A 16,887-nucleotide genomic window follows, 5' to 3' on the forward strand; every position below is an offset into this window, starting at 1 on the left:
GTCGAGACCGCGTTCATCTCCAACCCCGACGAGGAGCAGCGGCTGCGCGATCCGCCAGCCGGCAGCTTTCACCGGCACAGTGGGGCTCAAGCCCACCTATGGACGCTGCTCGCGCTGGGGCATCGTGGCGTTTGCCTCGTCGCTCGATCAGGCGGGGCCGATCGCGCGGGATGTGCGCGATGCGGCGATCATGCTGGGTTCGATGGCAGGCCACGACGAGAAGGACACGACGAGCGTCGACCGGCCGGTGCCGGACTACGAGGCGGCGCTCGGCCAGGGCATCAAGGGCCTGAATGTCGGCATTCCGAAGGAATACCGCGTGGACGGGATGCCGAAAGAGATCGACGACCTGTGGACGCGCGGCATCGAGTGGCTGAAGGCGGCGGGCGCGAATGTGAAGGAGGTGAGCCTCCCGCATACGAAATATGCGCTGCCGACCTACTACATCGTTGCGCCCGCGGAATGCTCGTCCAACCTCGCGCGTTACGACGGCGTGCGCTACGGGCTGCGCGTCGAGGGCAAGGACATCACGGACATGTACGAGAGGACGCGCGCCGAAGGCTTCGGCGCGGAGGTCCGCCGCCGCGTGCTGATGGGCACCTATGTGCTCTCCGCCGGGTATTACGACGCCTATTATCTGAAGGCGCAGAAGGTGCGCACGCTGATCGCGCGCGACTTCGCGGAAGCCTTCTCGGAGGTGGATGTGCTGCTGACGCCGACGGCGCCTTCGGCGGCATTCGGCATCGGCGAAAAGACGGACGATCCGCTCTCCATGTATCTGAACGACGTGTTCACGGTGACGGTGAACCTTGCCGGACTTCCCGGCATCTCGGTGCCTGCCGGGCTTTCCGCCGAAGGACTGCCGCTCGGGCTGCAGCTCATCGGACGGACCTTCGACGAGGAGACGCTGCTCCGGGCGGCGTTCGCCATCGAAGAGGCGGCGGGTTTCACGGCGGAAGCCGAAGCGTGGTGGAGGGCGTGAGCATGGTCGAGACGATGGTGAGCGATTTCGAGCGCACGATGAAACTGCGCGAAGCCCGCAAGGAAGACCTGATCCAGGGGGCGACCGGGGACTGGGAGATCATTCTCGGCCTCGAAGTGCATGCGCAGGTGACGTCGAACGCCAAGCTTTTCTCGGCGTCCTCGACGAAGTTCGGCGCGGAGCAGAACACCCAGGTGAGCTTCGTCGACGCGGCGATGCCGGGCATGCTGCCGGTGATCAACCATTTCTGCGTGGAGCAGGCGGTGCGCACGGGGCTCGGCCTCAAGGCGAAGATCAACCTGCGTTCCATTTTCGACCGGAAGAATTATTTCTATCCCGATCTGCCGCAGGGCTATCAGATTTCGCAGTTCAAGCACCCGATCGTGGGCGAGGGCGAAGTCCTGCTCGACATGCCGGACGGGCGGACGGTGACGGTGGGTATCGAGCGGCTGCATCTCGAACAGGATGCGGGCAAGAGCCTGCACGACCAGCACCCGGCGATGAGCTTCGTCGATCTCAACCGGTCGGGCGTTGCGCTGATGGAGATTGTTTCGCGGCCGGACATGCGCTCGGCGGAGGAGGCGCAGGCTTACGTGCGCAAGCTCCGCACCATCCTGCGCTATCTCGGCACCTGCGACGGCAACATGGAAGAAGGGAGCCTGCGCGCGGACGTTAACGTTTCGGTGCGCAAGATCGGTGCAGGCCTCGGCACGCGCTGCGAAATCAAGAACGTGAACTCGATCCGCTTCATCGGTCAGGCGATCGAATATGAAGCGCGACGGCAGATCGAAATCCTGGAAGAGGGCGGCAAGATCGACCAGGAGACGCGGCTTTTCGATCCGAAGACGGGCGAAACGCGGTCGATGCGCTCCAAGGAAGAGGCGCATGACTACCGCTACTTCCCCGATCCCGACCTGCTGCCGCTCGAATTCACGCAGGATTGGGTGAACGGCATCGCGGCTTCCCTGCCCGAACTGCCGGACGAAAAGAAGGCGCGGCTCATCTCCGAATATGCGCTTACGCCCTACGATGCGACCGTCCTGATCGGGGAAGGCGCGCGCGCGGACTACTTCGAGGAGGTCGCGAAGGGGCGCGATGCGAAGCTCGCGGCGAACTGGGTGACGGGCGATTTGTTCGGCGCCCTGAACCGCGAAGGCCACTCGATCGAGGAGTCTCCGGTGAGCGCAAGGCAGCTCGGAGAGCTCATCGATCTCATCTCGGACGGGACGATCTCGGGACGAATCGCGAAGCAGGTTTTTGATTCGATGTACAAAACGGGTCGCGACCCGGCCAAAATCGTCGAAGAGGAAGGCCTGCAGCAGGTAACGGATTTTGGGGCCATCGAGGCCGCAATCGACGCCGTCATTGCCGCCAACCCCGATAAAGTCGAGCAAACGAAAGTCAAGCCTCAACTTGCGGGCTGGTTTGTCGGCCAAGTCATGAAATCCACGTCTGGCAAGGCAAATCCGAGCGTCGTCAACGAAATCCTCGCGCGAAAACTCGGTCTATCGTCCGACGACTGACGAAAAATTCCGGCCTCCGGATGAACCGTTTGGTAACCACTTTCCCCGGAGAGTGGCGCGACCACGCGTGCACAAATCTGTTGCATTGTGTTGCCGAGCGCTTTTTACGCGCTCATATTGTTGTTGCGCGCCTGAGGGGTACGAGGGCGCTTGCAGTGTGTGCGTTGCGAGTAAATGGATTGTCGCCAAACGAAACGGCACATCAGGAGCTAGAGAAACATGGCTACCACCACGAAGACGAAAGCTAAGCCGAAGGCCGCTGCGGCCAAAAAGCCCGCGGCCAAAAAGCCTGCTGCGAAGAAGAAGCCGGCTGCGAAGAAGACGGTGAAGAAGCTTGCCGCCAAGACGACGGCAGCGAAGAAGGCGCCCGCGAAGCGGAAGCCTGCCGCCAAGAAGAAGCCGGCTGCGAAGAAGGCCGTGGCCAAGAAGACCGTAGCGAAGAAGGCCCCCGCGAAGCGGAAGCCTGCTGCGAAGAAGAAGCCTGCGGCCAAGAAGACTGCAGCCAAGAAGCCTGCGGCGAAGAAGACAGCAGCGAAGAAGGCCCCCGCGAAGCGGAAGCCTGCTGCGAAGAAGAAGCCTGCGGCCAGGAAGACGGCTGCTCGCAAGCCGGCAGCCCGCAAGACGGCGGCCAAGAAGCCGGCGGCAAAGCGGAAGCCTGCTGCGAAGCGTAAGCCTGCAGCGCGCAAGAAGGCGGCGTAAGCAGCCGAATGAGCGATACTCGCCGGTCAAAACCCGCTAAGGCGGCGGCGACACTTTCTTCAGCACGGCGACGTCCCGCTTCCGGGCGGGACAACGCCAAGCCGATCGATCTCTACTACTGGCCAACGCCAAACGGCTGGAAGATTTCGATCATGCTGGAGGAATGCGGCCTGCCCTATCGGGTGAAGCCGGTGAATATCGGTATTGGTGACCAGTTCAAGCGATCCTTTCTGAAGATCGCGCCGAACAACAGGATGCCAGCCATCGTGGACCCGAGCGGTCCGGGGGGGAAACCGATCTCGATTTTCGAGTCGGGGGCTATCCTTCAATATCTCGGCCGCAAGGCGGGTAAGTTCTACCCGGCGAGCGAACGCTCGAGAGTTGAGGTTGACCAATGGCTGTTCTGGCAGATGGCTGGGCTTGGCCCCATGGCGGGCCAAGCCCATCACTTCCGCCAGTACGCTCAGGAGAAAATCCCTTATGCGATCAAGCGGTATACGGACGAGGTCAACCGGCTCTATGGCGTGATGAATAATCGCCTGAAGGACCGCGACTATCTCGCCGGCCGTTACTCGATCGCTGACATGGCCTGCTGGGGCTGGATCGTACCCTACAAGAACCAGGGTCAGCGGCTTGACGATTTCCCATTCCTGAAAGACTGGTTCGAGCGGGTCGGCACCCGTCCGGCTGTCCAGAGGGGATTTGCCCTGGGTCGCGAGTGGCGACGGGGTACCATCGGGGACAAGACCAAAGAGGCCGAACGTGCACGCAAGGTGCTGTTCGGGCAACGCGCACAAAAATAGGGGCGGGGCTTAACGGCACCTTCTCTTATGGTAAGCTTGCAGCGCTTCCGGGAAACCGGAGGCGCTGTTTGCCTTTTGCGCCGCGTGGCGCCGATAAGAGGGTGTTCCGCATGCGCCTCATTCCGATCACTGTTCTGGCTGCCGTTGTGGCTGCCGTTCTTGCCGCTCCCGCGGGTGCGGAAACGGTAACGGCGACGGGAAGCCTGATCATGAAGGACAAGTACGGCACCAGCGAAGGCTGGGGACGGACGCTGAAGCTGCCGGCGGGTGGCAAGGTCGTGCGCGTCATGGACGGCACCTACGGTTTTTCGATCCTCGATGCGAAGGGCGATGCGGTTGCCGACTTTCTGCTGCCGCAGGAAGCGGTGGGGCTCGAACTCGCGCCGGGTGAATATACGCTCTCGCCCTATGTGTGCGCGCGGCACCGGCATCATCACGTCGAAGTGACCGTCGAATACTGACATATTCCGGCGGGAGCGGGATGGGCGCACCGGCCGGGTTCCCCATATGCGCCTGACCGGAAATAGCGGGGTGCGGGGAGGAGTGCCGCATGCCGCATGCGCGAAAGGCAGAATGCGATGATCGATCTCTATACATGGACGACACCGAACGGCCGCAAGGTCTCGATCATGCTCGAGGAGACGGGGCTTCCCTACGAGGTCCATCTGGTCGACATCGGCAAGGACGAGCAGTTCGCGCCATCGTTCCTGAAAGTCAGTCCCAATAACCGCATTCCCGCGATCGTCGACAGGGATGCGGATGCCGGTCCTGTGTCCGTATTCGAGTCGGGCGCGATCCTGATTTATCTGGCCGAGAAGACGGGCAAGTTTCTTGCGCCGAAAGGCGAGCAGCGCGCGAAGACGCTTGAATGGCTGATGTGGCAGATGGGCGGCGTCGGACCGATGCTTGGCCAGGCGAACCACTTCATCAATACCGCGCCGGAAAAGATTCCCTATGCGATCGACCGGTACATCGGCGAAGGCGCGCGGCTCATCAAGGTTCTCGACAAGCGGCTCGGGGAAGCGGCGTATATGGGCGGAGACTATTCGATCGCCGATATGGCGACCTATCCCTGGATCAGCGTCGCCTTCGAGCTGATCGCACAGGCGAAACCCGATGTGGTGGGAGAGGGCGCCAATGTGAGGCGCTGGCTCGACGCCGTCGGTGCGCGGCCGGCCGTTCAGCGCGGCATGGATGTGCCGAAGGTTTGACCTGACGGACATGGTCGGCAGTTTTGTCACGCCCGCTCACATCAAAGTGCATGGTGAGCGGGCCGTTAACCATTTTTTCAGCGCGCGCATGGAGAGTTGTACCGGGATGGAGAGGGGCTCCGTCTTCAGGGCAACAACGGGCTTGAAGCCTCGAAAACGAGGAGACCAGCACATGGCTCGCATGCAACTCGATACTGTCGAGAAGAGCGAGCTTGCCGCAGAGGGCGGCAAGTGCGACGCGCTATACAATCTGGGGCTGATGTATTCGACGGGCCACGGGGTGGAGGTCGATCTGGTGACCGCGCACAAGTGGTTCAATCTCGCGGCTATGAAGGGAAGCGATGCAGCGCGAAGCTGCCGCGCGGAGCTTGCGGTCGAGATGACGCCTGCCGAGATTGCCGAGGCGCAGCGGCAGGCGCGCGAGTGGCTCTCCCAGCAGTAAATCATTGAAATATCTTTGGAATTTCTGCGTGGCGGTGCGGTTTTCTGCGCCGCCAAACCTCTTCGCGGTTGCGTAAAGACGGTGACAGGCCGCTGCGCTCCGCTTATCTTCCGGCCACTTCGAGGTCCTTGTCCCTCCATCTCCTCAGTTGGACAAATCAGGCTTCGACCGTTCCCCGCGTTCCCCCTGGAGTGGCCATGACAGACGCTTCTCAGCAAGCCGACAAGAATCCCGTCGAGAACCTCATCGACCTGCTCGATCTCGAGCAGATCGAGATGAACCTCTTTCGCGGACACAGCCCTGATGTGAGCTGGCAGCGCGTTTTCGGGGGGCAGGTGATCGGGCAGGCGCTGGTCGCTGCGTACCGAACGGTGGAAGACCGTGTCTGTCATTCGCTGCATGCCTATTTCATCCGGCCCGGCGATCCCAAAATTCCCATCGTCTATGAAGTCGACCGTTCGCGGGACGGCAAGAGCTTCACGACGCGGCGCGTCGTGGCGATCCAGCACGGCAAGCAGATATTCAACCTGGCCGCTTCGTTCCAGGTCGCGGAGGAAGGGTTCGAGCATCAATCGACGATGCCCGCCGTGCCGCAGCCCGAAGACCTGCCGAACGAGGGCGAACTCAGGAAAGCCATCGGGGACAAGCTGCCCGAAGCGGTGCGCGTGCATTTCGCCCGCCCTCGGCCTATCGAAATCCGGCCGGTCAATCCGCAGGACTATATCGATCCGGCGCCGATGGAGCCGGTGCAGCATGTCTGGTTCCGGGCGCGCAAAGGCGTTGGCGACGATACGCCGCTCAACCAGTGCATCCTCGCCTATGCATCCGACATGACGCTGCTCGATACCTGCGTTCGTCCCCATGGCGTGAGCTGGGTGAGCGGCAAGCTGCAGACAGCAAGCCTCGACCATGCGATGTGGTTTCACGGGCCGTTCCGCACGGACGACTGGCTGCTCTACACGCAGGACAGTCCCAGCGCCTCAGGCGCGCGCGGGTTCAACCGGGGCAGCATCTACACCCGGGACGGAAAGCTGGTTGCTTCGGTGGCGCAGGAAGGGCTCATTCGCTACCGGGGCGGCTCCCAGGGCTGAGTCCGCGGCCGATGGGCCGAAATCCGCGTGGTGCCGGAAGACATTGGCCTTGATGCGGCCCGTATTCTTGGGCATACACGGGGAGCCGGAGAGGTGGCCGAGTGGCTGAAGGCGGCGGTTTGCTAAACCGTTGTACAGTGTAAAGCTGTACCGTGGGTTCGAATCCCATCCTCTCCGCCATTTCCCTTCAAGATGGAAGCCAGAGCCGATGCAACCTCCGCTGGCCTTGCCGCGGGAGGGCGGATAGCGTTTCGCCATGGCCATACTCGACCTCCTCATATCGCTTCAACTCGTCGGCATTGCCGCTTTTGCCGTGTCCGGCGCGCTGGTAGCGGGTGAGCGCCAGATGGACTGGTTCGGCGTCATGGTGCTCGGCATCATGGTCGCCGTGGGCGGTGGAACGCTGCGAGACGTATTGCTCGATGTGCCGGTCTTCTGGATTCTGGCGCCCTGGTATGTGCTGATGGCGGCAGGATGCGCGCTTGCGGCGATACCGCTCGCGCGGTGGGCGCATCGCGTGCGCCGGCCGGTGGCCATCGCAGACGCGATCGGGCTCGCGGTGTTCGTCGCGCTCGGTACGCGGAAGGCGCTGGAGGTGGGGACCACCGGGTTGATCGCCGTGATCATGGGTGTTCTCACCGGAATTGCGGGCGGCATTTTGCGCGACGTGCTGGCGAACCGGACGCCGATCATTCTCAGGAAAGAGGTCTATGCGCTCGCGGCACTGAGCGGGGCTTCCCTCTATGTGGTGGCGGACGGGCTCGGCGTGCCCGCCGGGATCAACCTCTGGACGTCGATCGCGGCGGTGCTCGTCATTCGATTGCTTGCCATCATCTATAACTGGTCGATCCCGACCCTGAAGGTCGAGCCGAGCGATCAGGAATAGAAGGGGCGTTTGCGAGCCGGCGTCTTTCCGCTTGCCGACCTTGTTCCGCCGCATCGCCGGGCTAAGTCATCCATATCGGGTTTGAACCAGGTATGAGATGCCCTTGTCCGAGAATTTCATCGGCTGGCTTTCCTATGTCACTGGCTGGGCGCCTGCATGGAGCATCACGGCAACGATGCTTGTCGCCGCGGCGATCGCTGCTGTCGTCATCCACGGCGTCGCCCTCAGAATCCTCACTGCAGCTTTCTCGCGTCGCGCCATATATGTGCAGACATTGTTGCGCCGCACGTGCCGGCTGACGCGGGTAATAACGATCTTCGCTGCCTGCGCTCTCGTGCTCCAGGCGGCGCCGCTCAGCGAAGAGGCGCGCTCGCTCTGGAGTTCCGTCCTGGGAGCCGTGCTCTTCGCCATCGCCGGCTGGATTGCCATTTCCGCCGTCCATATCGCGAGCGACGTCTATCTTGCGCGTTTCCGCATCGACGTTGCAGACAATCTGCGGGCGCGCAAGCATGTGACCCAAATTCGAATTCTGCGTCGCGTGGCGGACACGACGATTGTCCTGCTTTCACTTGGCGCCGGCCTCATGACCTTCGAGTCCGTCAGGCAATACGGCGTGAGTATCTTCGCGTCGGCGGGGGCGGCGGGACTGGTTCTCGGCTTTGCCGCGCGACCGGTACTTGAGAACCTCATCGCGGGCATTCAGATCGCCGTGACGCAACCGATCCGCATAGACGATGCTGTGGTCATTGAAGGGGAGTGGGGCTGGATCGAAGAGATCACCGGAACCTATGTGGTCATCCGCATCTGGGACTGGAGACGCCTTGTGGTGCCGCTCTCCTACTTCATACAGAATCCTTTCACGAACTGGACGAGAGAGAGCGCCTCGATCATCGGGACGGTTTTCCTCCACGCCGATTACACGCTGCCCGTCGAGGAGCTTCGCGCATATCTCACTGAGCTCGTGAAGGAACAGCCGTTGTGGGATGGCAAGGTTGCCGTTGTGCAGGTGACGGATGCCACGGAACGCACGATCGAAATTCGTGCGCTCGTCAGCGCACGAACATCACCGGAAGCCTGGGACCTGCGTTGCAACGTAAGGGAGAAGCTGGTCGCGTGGATTCGCGAAAATCGTCCGGCGTCTCTGCCGCAGGTGCGGAGTTCTGCGATGGATGATGGGCGTATGCGTGCGGATGGTGCAATCGGCGATGCTGTCATGGAGAATGCAGACGACATGAATTGAGCAGTGCGACAAAAATTTCTCGTGTGATGGAAATGCCTGCAAAACAAAGACTTTTCGTGAAGTTTGCGTTGCGCGGTTGCTACTCGAGGCAGGCTTTGTTAGTTTGCCTGCGCTGAGAGGGCGTTCAGTGCGTTGCCTCATTACGAGTGTAACGCTGTCCCCAGCCGTGTCCCGCAGCTCTCGCTGCCTTGTCGTGCATTTTGCAGGCGTCATGGGATGCGGCCCGTTTTCGCGCGTGTGCGCGGCTTATCCGATGCGGGCTAACGAAACCGATCTCATAGGATACCGGCCTGTATCCGGCTGGTTCCGTTTGTGCTTTTGGCGGCAGGGGACTCGCATTCGCGATTTGCCGCCGTTTTCCGAAGGACCGTCACCATGGAACAGCTCAAGAAAAATGAACAGGAATTCGGCGAAGATCCGCTCGCGATGCGGGAAACCGATCACTACCAGCAGGAGTATGTCGAATCCTTCGTCGAGAAATGGGATGACCTGATCGACTGGGAGAGCCGGGCGGAAAGCGAGGGGCAATTCTTCATCGATATCTTGAGGGAACGAGGGAAACACAAAGTTCTGGACGTTGCGACGGGCACCGGTTTCAACTCGGTTCAGCTTCTGAAGGCCGGTTTCGACGTGACCAGCGTAGATGGCAGCGCCGAGATGCTTTCCAAGGCATTCGAGAATGCGCGCGATCACGGTTTCGTCATGCAGACGGTTCACGCCGACTGGCGCTGGTTGAACAAGGACGTTCACGGAAAGTTCGACGCCATTATCTGTCTCGGGAACTCGTTTACCCATCTTTTTGAGGAAAAGGACCGGCGGCGTGCGCTCGCCGAGTTTTATGCCGCGCTGAAGCACGACGGCATCCTGATACTGGATCAGCGCAACTACGACGCCATTCTCGATAGCGGATTCAGGACGAAGCACAAATATTATTACTGCGGCGATCGGGTGACGGCCGAACCGGAGCATATGGACGATTCACTGGCGCGCTTCCGTTACACCTTCCCGGACGACAGTGTTTACCACCTGAACATGTTCCCGCTGCGGAAGGACTATACCCGTCGCCTGATGCATGAAATCGGATTTCAGAAGGTCGTCACCTACGGCGATTTCGAGGAAACCTACAAGGATGAAGAGGCCGACTTCTTCATTCACGTTGCGGAGAAGATCTATCATGACGCGTAAATCGAACGCCGTTGCGCAAGCGGAGGCCTATTACGACAGCCCGGACGCGAATTCGTTCTACTTCACCATCTGGGGTGGTGAGGACATCCATATCGGGATGTACAAGGACGATAACGAACCGATCGTTCCCGCCAGCCATCGAAACGACGAGACGCTCGCCTCGATGCTTGAAGGCGTGGACAAGAACACAGTCGTACTCGATATCGGCGCAGGTTACGGCGGCGCGGCGCGGCATCTTGCCAGGACCCGCGGGTGCAGGGTCATCTGCGTGAATATCAGCGAGACGCAGAACCGGCTCAACCGCGAGCTGAACAGGAAGGTGGGGCTTGAGGACCGGATCGAGGTTCTCTATGGCGACTTCGAGGCAATCCCGGTGGACGACGGCAGCATTGATGTCGTCTGGTCGCAGGATGCGATCCTGCATAGCGGCAACCGCCCGCGCGTTCTCGACGAAGTGAAACGCGTCCTGAAGCCCGGCGGGCAGTTCATCTTCACCGATCCGATGCAGTCCGACGACTGCCCGGAGGGTGTGCTGCAGCCGATCCTCGACCGCATTCACCTTGAAACGCTCGGAAGCTTCGGGTTTTACGACCGGGAACTCAAGGTGCGCGGCTTCGAGAAGCTCGATGTGCGCGAGATGACCCATCAACTTCGCCGCCATTATTGGCGGGTGGGTGAGGAGCTCAAAGCCGATTACGACCGGTTGACCACAGGGTCGAGCACGACTTACCTCGACAACATGATCAAGGGACTTGGCCATTGGGTCGATGGCGCCGACAAGGGGTATCTCGCCTGGGGCGTCATGCATTACCGCTTGGCAAAGTGACTTTGGAGACATAGATTTCCGGTGCCGGAGACGTTTCCGGCGTTAAAGGATATCGCGATGACGTGTTCGGCTGTCATGACAGGCAACTGGTGGACCACCCCGAGGGTGGCCCCGTAACGTCGTCTATTTGCGATCGAACCGGACAAGGCCGCCCCGTCTGGAGGCGGCCTTTTCGTTTGAGGGATATTTCATCGAGAGGTGCTTCCTGCAGGTGCGGCACAGCCAGCAACCATGGAGGAGACGAGATGAATGCCCGCGCAAGCAAATCCCCGAAAGAGTTCGAGCTCGGCGGCATCGTGCCCTGGGGGCGGCGGCTCAGCGAGTATCAGGCATTCTTTGCGCTCGATGAACTCGCGTCCGGGTCGCCCATACTCGACGCCGGCGGCGGCCCGTCGTCCTTCGCGGCCGAGGCGCGCAAGGCGGGTGCGCGTGTCGTCGCCGCCGATCCAATCTATGCGCTTCGCGGCGATGATATTCGCCATCGCTTCGAAGAGACGGCGGACGCAATGCGCACAGGGATGCGGCGCGCCTCCTATCGCTTCAACTGGAGCCATTACGGATCGGAGGAAGCTGTCCACAGGCTCAGGCGAGAGGCGCTCGAACTCTTCCTTGAGGATTTCGAAGATGGAAAGGCAGAGGGGTGTTACGTGCCAGCCTCTTTGCCGTCGCTTCCCTTTGAGGATGGTTCCTTCCGCCTCGCGCTCGTCTCGCACCTTCTGTTTCTCTATGGAGACGATCTCGACTTCGGCTTCCATCTCGCGTCGATCCGCGAGCTTCTGCGCGTCGCGGACGAAGTACGGGTGTTTCCGCTGGTAAACCTCGACGGTCTGCCGTCCAGTCATCTGCCGGGTGTCATGAACGCATTGCGGCGAGAGGACGCCGGGGCTGAGCTTGTCCATGTGCCTTTCGAGTTTCAAAAGGGCGCGACCAGAATGCTTCGGGTGCGGCGTTCGTAAAACACTGTCCGGCCCCGGCGGAAACGGCGATACTGGCGCCGGAGGATGAGCGAGATGAGCGTGGAGAACATCACCGGCCTGCTTGGGGGACTTGGACTCTTTCTTGTCGGCATGTGGCTGATGACAGAGGGCCTGAAGGTCGCTGCGGGGCCGTCCCTCAAGATGCTCCTGGAACGATGGACGAATACGCGCGCGAAAGGGCTCATCTCGGGATTTGCGCTCACCGCGCTGGTGCAGTCGTCGAGCGCGGTCACGGTCGCGGCGATCGGTTTCGTCAATGCAGGCGTGCTGACGCTCTGGCAGGCCGTGTGGGTCATCTTCGGCAGCAATGTTGGCACCACCATGACCGGCTGGATCGTCGCGGTCGTCGGATTCAACGTCAATATCGAGTTCCTGGCCTTGCCGCTGATCGGCGCGGGCATGATCGTCCGGCTGACCAGTCCCGCGACCGCGCGCGGTGCGCTTGGGGAGGCTGTAACCGGGTTCGGCCTGTTTTTTCTCGGCATCTCCGTATTGAAGGAGACGTTTCAGGGCATCGCGACAGCGTTTCCCATCGAAGCGCTGGCGGGTGGATTTTTCCAGGATTTTCTTTTCGTGCTGGCCGGTTTCGGGATTACGGCACTGGCACAGTCGTCAAGTGCTTCAATCGTGGTCGCGCTTTCTGCCGTATCGGGCGGCCTGATCGGGATAGAAACCGGCGCAGCCATGGTCATCGGCGCCAATCTCGGCACAACGGTAACGGGCTTGCTCGCGGTTCTCGATGCGACGTCGAACGCCAAGCGTGTGGCGGCAGGCCATCTCTTGTTCAATCTCACGACCGGCGCTATTGCGCTTGTGTTTCTTCCGGGTTTCGTGTGGCTCGCGGATGTTCTGGTGACAGCGGATTTCGTCGATCCTGACCCTGCGGTGATACTCGCGCTGTTCCATACTTTCTTCAACGTTTCCGGTGTCGTTATCTTCTGGTTCGTGGGCGGAAGACTTGTCCGGCGGCTGGAGCGCATGTTCACCTCGGAAGATGAGAGCGAGGCCCGCCCGCGACATCTGGACAGCACATTGCGCGATATGCCGTCGCTTGCCATCGAAAGTCTTCTCCTCGAACTGGGACGTCTCGGTGTCATCACCCGCGAGGTGACCGCCAGCTATCTGAAAGAACCGGGAGAGCGCTCCGCTTATGTACGACGGCGGTTGCCGGTCGTGTCCCAGCTGTCGGAGGCTATCGGCGAGTATGCAGCGGACATGTCGTCGCGGCGCATGCCCGACACACTTCCCGATGCACTCGCGCATCTCCTGCGCGCCCTGCAGCACTACAATGGCATGATGCACGAACTTCAGGGTCTGATGGTATATGCGACAGCGGAGAGCCGGCTTCCCGACAAGCCGGGGCAGGCACTGAGGTCCTACCGGTTGGCTCTTGCCGACTTTCTGCTTTCCGCGATGCCCTCACTTGGCGAAGACGGGGAGAAGCTGGCGGCCAGTGGAGTGGAGTTCGAGGAAAACTACCAGAGGATCAAGGATGCCATTCTGTTTTCTGCGTCACGCGGGGATTTCGTCCATCTGAGCTACCTCGACGATGCAATACGCGAGGCGGACCGGATTCGCCGCATCGCCCATCATGCCGTGCGCGCGGCCATGCGCATCGACGCCGCACAGACTGCGCTTGCGCCGGCGAAGACGGGAGATGGAGGCGCTCCGGTCGCAGAGGCGGTGGCGCGGAACGAGTAGTTGCCTTACAGGCTGTTCTTCGCGAGGAAATCGTCGATGGCGGCAATGACCTCCGGCTCGTCGAGAAACGGCGCGTGGCCGCGATCCTTTGCGATGGCGGAGTGCATCGCGGGATTGACCTCTTTCATTCGATCCACGATTTCGGCCGTCAGAATATCGGAATTCTCTCCACGGACCGCGAGCAGCGGCATCTGGGAGAGCGATTTGAACTGCGGCCATAGCGTCGGGATTTCACCCTTGGCGGCCTCCATGCCTTTACGCATCGCCGTGCCGATTTTTGAATCGTAGTCCATTTTCGGTACGCCATTCTCCTCGGCAAAAGTGCGCCGGGCGAAGATGCGCCATTCCTCGGCAGAGAGGTTCGGAAATTCGCGCTCGTTCATCATGCGGAGTTTGACCGCCGCTTCGTCCCACGTGGCGGGCGTCTCCATCACACCCACATAACCTGCGATGCGAGCGATACCCTTCGGCTCCACTTCAGGTCCGATGTCATTCAGGATCGCGGCCTTGATGACGTTAGGGCGGAAAGCGGCCAGCGCCATGATGATGAGGCCGCCGCGCGATGTGCCGACAAAGATGGCCTGCCCGATGCCTGCCGCGCCCATGAGGTCCAGCGTGTCCATCATCTCATGCGCTGGTGTGTAGTCCGCCCAGTTGTCGCAGTAACCGGAGCGACCGCGACCTCGCAGGTCGGGGCAAATGACCCGGCGCTGCGCCGACAGATGCTCCGCGAGTGGCTCAAAGTCTTTCGAGTTTCGCGTGAGACCGGGAAGGCAGATGACCGGCGTACCCGGTGCCGTGCGCTCGCCATAATCGCGCGCAAAGAGCTTCAGCCCATCCTGGCTCGTATAAAAAAGTTCGCGATAGGGGAATGGCATGATCGGGCTCCGCAAGCGTGGGCGGGGATCATGGTGGAGGGAGGCCGCTCCGGCAAGCCCCGATAGGGTCAGCGGTCTCCGACCTCGATCACAGGCGCCATCGCGCCCTCTGCCGGTATTGCCATCGGTATGGGTGTGTTGGCGGCGGGCGTCACGACGGGGGACGCCGGTGACGGCGGCGCGAGCGGCACGTTGGTAGGGCGGGCAGCCGGTGGCGGTGTCGTGATCGGTGTTGAGCCGGAATAGCGGCTCAGGTCTGCTTCTATGCGCACGGGTTCCGGCTGTCCGTTCAACCGGCCGCGATAGACTTCCATATTTTCCATCACGCGCTGCACGTAGTTCCGCGTCTCGGAGAAGGGAATGCTTTCGATCCAGTCGATCGGATCGACGGCCGTGGAGCGCGGATCGCCGTATTCCTGTACCCATTGGCGCACCCGCGAGGCGCCTGCGTTGTAGGCGGCGATGCTCATGATGTAGGAACCGGAGAATTCGTTCTGCACGAGGTCGCCGAGATGGGCGGAGCCGAGCGTTGCGTTGTAGACGGGGTCCGTGAGTTTCGCGGGCGAATAGGGCAGCCCTACCTGGCCTGCGACCATCTTTGCGGTACGCGGCATGAGCTGCATGAGGCCGCGCGCACCCGCCGGGCTCAACGCCTGCGGGTCGAATTCACTCTCCTGCCTCGACAGGCCGTAGACGAGGGCGGTTTCCACCGGCGGGCCGCGATGCGTCCATTTGGGCATGGCCTCGGTCGGGTACGCGTAGTCCGCGAGCACGATGTTGCGGAGCGAAGCGGCCTTGGCGATGCGGAGCGAGAGTTTGCGGTCGCCGAAGGAGAGGGCAAGGTCCGAGAGGGCAGCGATTTCCGCGGGATCCTCAAGTATGTCCGCGAGATGCAGCATGAAGGTCCAGCGGGTATTCTCCCGGTCAAGGTCTTGCAGGATGCGCGCGGCATGAACGAGTTCGCGGCTGTCGAAGCGCTGCTTGACGTCCTTGGTGCGCGCAGGATTTTCCGGGAGACGCAGCTTGCCGTCGCCGCCGTTCGCAGCAAGGACGGCGGTTGCAAGCTGGCCGTAAAACGTCGTCGGATAGGCGGCGGCCTGGCGGTAGTAGGAAGCTGCCTTTTCCTTGTCGCCCGATGCCGCTGCGGCTCGGCCCGACCAGTATTCCGCGCGCGATTTGCTGATCGGCGTCGAGACGCCGTCACTCAGCTTGCGGAAATGAGTGAGTGCTGCGTCCGGATTGTTCAAATATTGAAGAGCGATCCAGCCGGCGAGGAATTCCGCTTCTGCAAAGTCCGCGCCTTCTTTCAAGCCATTGCCCGCGGCGATCTTGTAGGCATCCTCATAGAGGCCCTGCGACATCGCCTTGCGGGTCAGAATCTTGCGCTCGATCCACCAGCTGTCCGGCCGCACCATCTTGTGCGGTTCGGTGGGCGCGGTGAGAAGAAGGGGAAGCGCCCCGTGCTCGTTGCCGCGCCGGCGCTCGTATCGAACCTGATCGTAGAGAAGACCGGGATCGGCGCGCAGCGTGGCGGGCACCTGGGAGAGAGCCGCTGACGCCTTGCTCGATCCTGCGATGAACTGGAGGCGTGCGTCGGCGAGGGCCTGTTCTGCCTGGCCGACCAGCGCTGCGGTGGTGCGGGCGTCGCTTGTGCGCTGTTCCCAAAGCAGACGGGCAAGGCGCGCTTGCTGTGCCTCGGTTGTAAGGAAGCGTCCGTAGGCGGCGAGGATTTCCTTTTGCCGGGAGGCGCTGAAGTCGTTCTCGATCCAGGCGCGGCGAATCCATTGCCCGCCCTCATCCGCGCGCCCTATGTCGATCAGTGTCTTGCCGAGCCGGATGCGGCCCTCACCGGTTTGCGGCGGGTGGTCGGTGAACCATGCAATGAGGTCGTCGTTCGACATGGGGTAAGAGAGGAGCGCGCGCTCGGCCCGGGCCTCCAGAATGAACTTGCGCGGCCAATCCGGGTTTTCCTCCATGAAGGCGACGATTTCCGCGAAGGTAGCGGTGCTGTCGTCGGAGAGAAGGCGAGTCCAGATGATGAGTTTGGCGGCGGTCCGGTCCTTGAGTTGCGTGCGGAAACGGCTGGCGGCGGTCCAGTTTCCCCGGTCGATTTCATCGAAAGCGGCTCGCGCCGCCATCATGTCGGCGGCGTTGAGCCTCGAAAATGAACCGGGAGATGCAGTAGCCGCCTTGGGAACGGCCAGTGGCGCGGCGCTCGCCGTCTGGACCTCGCTGCCGCCGGGGCGGGGAAGCGGCAAGATGGAAGCCTGCGCTGCGGCGGCACAGGTGGACAGGACCGCGGCGGCCATGGCAGCCGCGAACCGCTGAAGGTTCAATCTGTTACTAGCCCGCAAGGCGCAAACCCGACACAAAGTTCCCGAACCGCTCTCAGGCCCACCCTCCGGGCGGCCTTGGGTCCGTCAATCGCGCTCCGATATCCGGC

Annotated in this window: 17 protein-coding genes and 1 tRNA gene; 16 read left to right on the forward strand and 2 right to left on the reverse strand. The window is 61.7% G+C overall.

Annotation, left to right across the window (positions count from 1 at the left end):
* The 15 genes from ACKUUH_RS15735 to ACKUUH_RS15805 form a co-directional block, all read left to right on the forward strand.
* On the forward strand, positions 1-982 hold a 982-nt coding region (locus ACKUUH_RS15735; RefSeq protein ID WP_407950849.1), incomplete at its 5' end, for an amidase family protein.
* A gap of 38 nt (positions 983-1,020) precedes the next feature.
* Entirely contained in the window at positions 1,021-2,505 is a 1,485-nt protein-coding gene (gene gatB, locus ACKUUH_RS15740; RefSeq protein ID WP_407950864.1) for an Asp-tRNA(Asn)/Glu-tRNA(Gln) amidotransferase subunit GatB, read from the forward strand.
* A gap of 219 nt (positions 2,506-2,724) precedes the next feature.
* A complete protein-coding gene (locus tag ACKUUH_RS15745; protein ID WP_407950850.1) occupies positions 2,725-3,204 on the forward strand; it encodes a histone H1-like repetitive region-containing protein in 480 nt (159 codons plus the stop codon).
* 8 nt (positions 3,205-3,212) lie between these two features.
* A complete protein-coding gene (locus tag ACKUUH_RS15750) occupies positions 3,213-4,007 on the forward strand; it encodes a glutathione S-transferase N-terminal domain-containing protein (protein ID WP_407950851.1) in 795 nt (264 codons plus the stop codon).
* A gap of 110 nt (positions 4,008-4,117) precedes the next feature.
* The gene (locus ACKUUH_RS15755) at positions 4,118-4,468 is read left to right on the forward strand and encodes a hypothetical protein (protein ID WP_407950852.1); all 351 of its coding nucleotides are present in this window, start codon (positions 4,118-4,120) and stop codon (positions 4,466-4,468) included.
* A 117-nt stretch (positions 4,469-4,585) separates the two neighbouring features.
* Positions 4,586-5,218 carry a glutathione S-transferase N-terminal domain-containing protein gene (locus tag ACKUUH_RS15760; protein ID WP_407950865.1) on the forward strand — a complete coding sequence of 211 codons (633 nt, stop codon included), beginning with the start codon at positions 4,586-4,588 and terminating at the stop codon, positions 5,216-5,218.
* A 172-nt stretch (positions 5,219-5,390) separates the two neighbouring features.
* A complete protein-coding gene (locus ACKUUH_RS15765; RefSeq protein WP_407950853.1) occupies positions 5,391-5,660 on the forward strand; it encodes a hypothetical protein in 270 nt (89 codons plus the stop codon).
* Positions 5,661-5,857: 197 nt separating this feature from the next.
* Positions 5,858-6,751: an acyl-CoA thioesterase II gene (gene tesB, locus ACKUUH_RS15770; RefSeq protein WP_407950854.1), complete on the forward strand. Its 894-nt coding sequence runs from the start codon at positions 5,858-5,860 to the stop codon at positions 6,749-6,751.
* Positions 6,752-6,838: 87 nt separating this feature from the next.
* Positions 6,839-6,931, forward strand: a tRNA-Ser gene (locus ACKUUH_RS15775).
* Between the two features lie 76 nt (positions 6,932-7,007).
* A complete protein-coding gene (locus ACKUUH_RS15780; protein ID WP_407950855.1) occupies positions 7,008-7,637 on the forward strand; it encodes a trimeric intracellular cation channel family protein in 630 nt (209 codons plus the stop codon).
* A gap of 103 nt (positions 7,638-7,740) precedes the next feature.
* Complete coding sequence (locus tag ACKUUH_RS15785) at positions 7,741-8,877, forward strand: mechanosensitive ion channel family protein (RefSeq protein WP_407950856.1); 1,137 nt, start codon at positions 7,741-7,743, stop codon at positions 8,875-8,877.
* Between the two features lie 375 nt (positions 8,878-9,252).
* Positions 9,253-10,062, forward strand: a complete 810-nt coding sequence (locus tag ACKUUH_RS15790) for a class I SAM-dependent methyltransferase (protein WP_407950857.1) — start codon at positions 9,253-9,255, stop codon at positions 10,060-10,062.
* Positions 10,052-10,888 (forward strand): SAM-dependent methyltransferase, encoded by an 837-nt coding sequence (locus ACKUUH_RS15795; RefSeq protein WP_407950858.1) that lies wholly within the window; start codon positions 10,052-10,054, stop codon positions 10,886-10,888. Before ACKUUH_RS15790 ends, ACKUUH_RS15795 begins: the two co-directional genes overlap by 11 nt.
* Before the next feature lie 245 nt (positions 10,889-11,133).
* Positions 11,134-11,844: a hypothetical protein gene (locus ACKUUH_RS15800; RefSeq protein ID WP_407950859.1), complete on the forward strand. Its 711-nt coding sequence runs from the start codon at positions 11,134-11,136 to the stop codon at positions 11,842-11,844.
* A 54-nt stretch (positions 11,845-11,898) separates the two neighbouring features.
* Positions 11,899-13,566 carry a Na/Pi cotransporter family protein gene (locus ACKUUH_RS15805; RefSeq protein ID WP_407950860.1) on the forward strand — a complete coding sequence of 556 codons (1,668 nt, stop codon included), beginning with the start codon at positions 11,899-11,901 and terminating at the stop codon, positions 13,564-13,566.
* Between the two features lie 5 nt (positions 13,567-13,571).
* On the opposite strand, the gene ACKUUH_RS15810 is transcribed toward ACKUUH_RS15805, so the two are convergent.
* Positions 13,572-14,444, reverse strand: a complete 873-nt coding sequence (locus tag ACKUUH_RS15810; RefSeq protein WP_407950861.1) for an alpha/beta fold hydrolase — start codon at positions 14,442-14,444, stop codon at positions 13,572-13,574.
* Positions 14,445-14,512: 68 nt separating this feature from the next.
* Entirely contained in the window at positions 14,513-16,585 is a 2,073-nt protein-coding gene (locus tag ACKUUH_RS15815; protein ID WP_407950862.1) for a transglycosylase SLT domain-containing protein, read from the reverse strand.
* Positions 16,586-16,634: 49 nt separating this feature from the next.
* On the opposite strand from ACKUUH_RS15815, the gene ACKUUH_RS15820 reads away from it, so the two are divergent.
* Positions 16,635-16,772, forward strand: coding sequence for a hypothetical protein (locus tag ACKUUH_RS15820; protein ID WP_407950863.1), 138 nt, complete (start codon positions 16,635-16,637; stop codon positions 16,770-16,772).
* The last annotated feature ends 115 nt before the right edge of the window (positions 16,773-16,887 follow it).

Source organism: Parvibaculum sp., assembly GCF_045863935.1.
Taxonomy (GTDB): domain Bacteria; phylum Pseudomonadota; class Alphaproteobacteria; order Parvibaculales; family Parvibaculaceae; genus Parvibaculum.